This window comes from Pedobacter agri PB92, assembly GCF_000258495.1.
Lineage (GTDB): Bacteria > Bacteroidota > Bacteroidia > Sphingobacteriales > Sphingobacteriaceae > Pedobacter > Pedobacter agri.
This window is the reverse complement of sequence record NZ_AJLG01000247.1, coordinates 1-5,514: the sequence shown is the minus strand read 5'-3', so window position 1 is coordinate 5,514 and position 5,514 is coordinate 1. Positions and strand designations below refer to the sequence as shown.

Below are 5,514 nucleotides of genomic sequence, written 5' to 3'. Positions count from 1 at the left end.
ACGTACACACTCATTTTGGAAAGACTATAACAGTTATATTAAAAGTATAGATCCGAATAATTTCTACGTTATTCTGGAACATTTTGCAGAAGAATCAGAAGAGAAAGTATTGGCAGATGATGGCATGATGCTTTGGAATAATTTGAATTATAATATGAATGAAGCCACGATGGGCTGGCTAACAAATTCTAATTTTCAGTGGGGATTTTATGCCAATCATGGTTTTTCTAAATCGGAAAATTTGGTGAGCTATGGCGAAAGCCATGATGAAGAACGTTTGAATTTCAAGAACATCACATATGGCAACGCATCAGGAAATTATTCGATTAAAGGAAATTTAGCCACATCATTAAAAAGAGAAGAACTGGCGGCCGCATTTTTGTTTGCCATTCCAGGGCCAAAAATGATCTGGCAGTTTGGCGAATTGGGCTATGATGTAAATATTGATTTCAACGGAAGAACTGGCGAAAAACCGATAAGATGGGAATATTATAGTGATCCAAATCGAAAAGCTTTGTACAATGCTTACACTAAATTCATTCGTTTAAAAAAGAATAATTCTATTTTTAATTCAACGAGTTCTACCTATAGTTTAGCCGGAGGGATTAAATACATTAAGCTGGTAGAGGGCGCAAATACGTTGATAGTGGTTGGGAATTTCGACGTTGTCAATCAAACTGCAAATATCGATTTTGGTTCTTCGGGAACCTGGGTTGATGCAGCAGGGACAACCATCAGTTTAAATTCTAATAACTATACCGCAAGCTTAGCCCCTGGCGAATATCATATTTTTAGTAAGGTAGCGTTGAGATAGATATTTTAGGATTAGTATTTAGCCGCAGATTGAGCGTTTAGTTTACAAAAACTTCAAATCTGCGGCTATGTTCATCATAATCTTGATGTTTTTAGTTAATATTGTTTTAACAACTAAACATCCTAAATGAACGATAAACTGGCGCATCACTTACTATGGGAACGAATTCGTTCTGGCGATAAAGATGCGTTTTTTTGATCTCTATAAGGAACTCTACTATCCCTTGGTAAATTTTGGTATAAGGGTTTGTGCAGACGCAGATACTTCTAGTGAAGCGACCGATTTGGTTTTTACCACCATTTGGGAGAAGCACGAAACGCTCAGTCGCGTAGATAATGTGGAAGCTTATCTTCGAACTTTCTTGAAAAGGAAATTACTCAGAATTTTAGAGCGGAAACGTAAAATCAGTGATGCATTATTCAATGCTGGTGCAGATGGCGATTGGATGGAGATGAGTTATGAAGAGTTTATCGTGAAAGTACAAAGTGATGAATTGGTCAAACATCAACTCAAAAATGCTTTGGAAAAACTAACCTTTCGCCAAAAACAACTCATTCACTTAAAGTTTTTCGATGGATTAAGTTATGAGCAAATTGCTGAACAAAGTAACCAAACCATAAAAACAGCCTACAATACCATTTACGATGCGCTTAAGATTTTAAGGAAAGAATTTAACACCTAACAAATTTTCTTTCCTTCTCATAAACTTACTACTGTCGTCCTTTCTACCTAGTGAAGAATCGAACAGATTATTTCCCACTTTCATTGTTCAAAGATTTCATGTTTCCGATTTAAATCACGTTCAATCACAATTAATACAATTTTTATTTCTTAGTTAAAGGGCATTTCAACGCAGTTATTTCGTGATGTTAAAAAAAAGTTAAAAATTCCTTAGGAAAAAGTAAAGCTTTTGGGCACTGATATATAAAAGGTGAATTAGAATGGTTGATAGAAGTGAATTCAATGCAGAAGACTTTCTTGTTGATAGTACGTTTCAGCAATATTGTGCTGGAACAGACAAGTTGTGCATTGAGTATTGGGAAAAATACATAAATGCTCATCCCGAGCAAGCAGTTGTAATTGCAGAAGCACAAAAGTTATATGTAATATTAAGTGGAAATAAGCGGCAGTTGAATCATCAGGTAAATGATTTTAAGAATCAGCTGTCTCCAAAGGAGATAAAAGTTTTAAAGACGAATCGCTTTTTATGGTTAAAAATTGCGGCAGCAATAGTTGTGGTTATTGGCTCCTTTCTACTTTATTTAAGCTACAACAACTTCAAAAAAAATGAGCCAGTTCAAGAGGTATTTACCTGGGCAACCAAAAGTGGAGAACGTAAAAAGATTCGGCTTCAGGATGGAACATCAGTTTTATTAAACGCAAAAAGTTCATTATCAATAATCAAAGGTTTCAATAAAAAAACAAGGGAAGTTAATTTAATCGGCGAAGCTTTTTTTGATGTGGTTCATTGCAAAGATGTTCCATTTAAAGTGCATACAAACGATTTTAACATTGATGTGTTGGGCACAGCTTTTAATGTGAAGGCTTATCCTGATGAGCTTACATCTGAGGCGACTTTGATTCGTGGATTAATCACAATGGAGGCTGTAGGTGGAAAAGGTGGAATAATTACTTTGAAGCCGAGTCAAAAGGTTACTTTTTACAAAAACATAAATGAGCCTAAAAAATCGAAACTGGCAAAACCTTCTCTTTCCCGTCCGGAAATTGCAATTAATCATTATACGCTAATCAAAGACAGTACGATTGTAGAAACTGCCTGGACTAAAAACCGCATCGAAATCTACGACCAAGATTTTGATGAAATAAAAGACATTTTCGAAAAATGGTATAATGTGGAAATAAAGTTTACCAATACTGCCGTAGAAAAATATCGCTTTACGGCAACGTTTAGCAAAGAAACAATTGAGCAAGCCCTTTCGGCATTACAAGATGTAGAAGATTTTAAATATGAGATAAAAGGAAACCAGGTAATCATCTCAAAGTAGATTTAAAAAAGGACGGTGTTGGAGCACCGCCCTTAATATTTCTTCTTTGATTAATTAATGGCAGTTTATGCGCAAACAGATTACTGCCAAGAACTTACGCAACCAAAAAAACAAAAATATGATTAATTATTACTTACTGCAAGGGCATCCGCTACGCCGGAAGCTTTTAAAATTCATTATGCTAATGAAATTGACCTGTATTATGGTTTTCATTACTTGCCTGAATGTTTCTGCATCGGTTTTCTCTCAGGAGAAAATATCCCTCGATGTGAAGAAAACCAAATTGGGCAAGGTTTTACAGATTATTGAACAGCAAAGCAGCTATCATTTTGTTTATAGTGCTTCGTACGTGCCCGTAAACAAAGACGTAAGCATCACTGTAACCAACACTTTGGTAACTGATGTTTTGGCAGCTATTTTAAACAGAACAAACCTGAAATATTCTGTTTCAGATGGTGGGTTGATTGTGATTAGCAGGAACAAAGAAGTGCCGGTTACAGGTACAATTAAAGATGCATTAGGTGGGGCACTTCCAGGTGCAAGCGTTCGAGTGAAGGGAACGGGAATTGGAACCTCGACTGATATTAATGGAAAGTTTTCATTAAATGCGCCAGAAAATGCAGTATTGGTGGTTTCATATGCGGGTTTTCAAACTAAAGAAGTTTCAATTGGTACTCAAACCACAATAAATATTGTTCTGGTTGAAGATACCAAACAACTAACCGATGTTGTGGTTACCGCATTGGGAATTAAAAAGGAAAGAAGAGCACTTGGCTATTCTGTTACACAAATTGGTGGAGAAACTTTAACCCAGGCCCGTGAAAATAACATCACCAATTCTTTGGTGGGTAAAGTTGCAGGTTTAGACATTGCCGGAACTTCAGGTGGTGCAGGTGCAGCAACAAACGTAACCATTCGTGGTGTTTCCAGCATGGGGCCATCAAGTCAGCCGCTTTATGTGGTAAACGGTATCCCGATGGAGAACTCTCCGGTTGGTTACAAAAGCACTATCGGGATTGGAAACAATGGCGGTCAGTATGATAATGCTCCCGATTTAGGTGATGCAATCAGTAACATCAATCCAGATGACATTGAAAGCATTTCAGTTTTGAAAGGCGCTGCTGCCTCTGCACTTTATGGGAACAGAGCGAAAGCAGGGGTTATTTTAATCACAACCAAAAGCGGTAAAGGAAACAGCATTGAATTTAGCAGTAACTATGTTGCTGAGCAGGTAATGGACAGAACTGATTGGCAATATGTTTATGGTCAAGGGGTAAACGGTCAGAAACCAACTACACAATTGGCTGCGGCATCTACAGGAAGTTCGAGCTGGGGTGCGCCGTTAGATGGATCAAATGTAATTCAATTTGATGGGGTGAGCAGACCATATACGGCGCAAAAAAATAATATTGAAGATTTTTACAGAACCGGAGGAAGCTGGACCAACACTTTGGCATTAAACAAATCGTTCACCGGTGGTGTAATCCGTTTATCTGCAAGCGATTTAACTAACCGCTCTGTGGTACCTAATTCAGGTTTAAACAGACAGAATTTTACTTTATCGAGTACATTCGATCCTATTAAAAATCTGGTGATTGATGCCCGAGTAAATTATATTTTAGAACAGGCTAAAAACCGTCCGATGTTATCTGATGGTGCAGGTAACGCCAACTACAATGCCGCGTTCTTACCTACCAGTGTAAATATTGCCACCTTACAACCAGGCAAAAAGCCAGATGGCAACGAGCTTTCTTACAATACAGGTAATCCGTATGCCACCAATCCTTGGTTTGCAGCGAATGATTTTATTCATGATACTAAAAGAGAACGTTTGTTGAGTTCGGTAAGTGCGAAATACACTTTTGATAATGGTTTATTTTTGCAAGCCCGGGCCGGAAGAGATTCTTACAACGATAATTATGTTGCAGTTACGCCCTCAGGTACTGCTTATGATGCAGACGGAGGATACACTGAACAAAACAGTAAATTTTCTGATATCAATGTAGATGGGTTAATCGGGAAATCATTCAAAATTGACGATATCTCCATTACACCAAATATTGGAGCAAGTTACCGCAGAACACAAAGTGAAGGGGTGACCAATGGCGGTGCAAATTTCCAACTTTTTGGTATTTATACTTTAGCCAATACAGGTGGCAAATCAGTGTCGGCTTACAAACGAGATCAGGAAACGCAATCGGTGTACGGAACTTTAGAGGTAGCTTACAAAGACATCCTATACTTAACTGGTAGCGCCAGAAGCGACTGGTTTTCTACTTTAGCCACCCCAGGCAGAGATAATAAACTAAATACAATTTATCCGGCGGTAAGCGGCTCATTTGTATTTTCTGAGCTTTGGAAACCATCTTTTTTAAGCTTTGGTAAGTTAAGAGCAGGTTATGCCATGGTTGGGCAGGCTACAGGCCCTTTCCAAACGCAACTTTATTACAATTTACGTAGTGAAGTAATTAATAATAGTCCGCTAGGCAATATCGCGAATGAGGCGATTCCAAACGCATCACTGTTTGCGTCGAGTGCTACTGAATTGGAAGTTGGAACAGAGTTGAGATTTTTTGGAGATCGTTTAAATGTTGACTTTACCTGGTACAACAAGAATTCAAAGGATGAAATTATTGATGTGCCAACTTCAACTACAACAGGTTATAATGGTGCCGTTTTAAACAGTGTGTACGT

The 5,514-nt window shown here is 37.9% G+C and carries 3 protein-coding genes and 1 pseudogene; all 4 read left to right on the top strand.

Going from position 1 to position 5,514, the window contains the following annotated elements; all coding sequences use genetic code 11:
* Nucleotides 1-814: pseudogene (locus tag ON09_RS22140) on the top strand (alpha-amylase family glycosyl hydrolase); the annotation flags it as partial.
* Nucleotides 815-998: 184 nt separating this feature from the next.
* Nucleotides 999-1,496 carry a sigma-70 family RNA polymerase sigma factor gene (locus tag ON09_RS22135; protein ID WP_010603255.1) on the top strand — a complete coding sequence of 166 codons (498 nt, stop codon included), beginning with the start codon at nucleotides 999-1,001 and terminating at the stop codon, nucleotides 1,494-1,496.
* A 259-nt stretch (nucleotides 1,497-1,755) separates the two neighbouring features.
* Nucleotides 1,756-2,820: a FecR family protein gene (locus ON09_RS22130; RefSeq protein WP_010603254.1), complete on the top strand. Its 1,065-nt coding sequence runs from the start codon at nucleotides 1,756-1,758 to the stop codon at nucleotides 2,818-2,820.
* 184 nt (nucleotides 2,821-3,004) lie between these two features.
* Nucleotides 3,005-5,514 (top strand): SusC/RagA family TonB-linked outer membrane protein (locus ON09_RS22125; protein ID WP_238533782.1); only part of this gene is annotated, 2,510 nt, incomplete at its 3' end.

Excerpts from the sequence above, each read along its gene's own strand:
- ON09_RS22135 (WP_010603255.1), top strand. The coding sequence starts at position 999 with ATGCGTTTTTTTGATCTCTATAAGGAACTCTACTATCCCTTGGTAAAT.
- ON09_RS22130 (WP_010603254.1), top strand. The coding sequence starts at position 1,756 with ATGGTTGATAGAAGTGAATTCAATGCAGAAGACTTTCTTGTTGATAGT.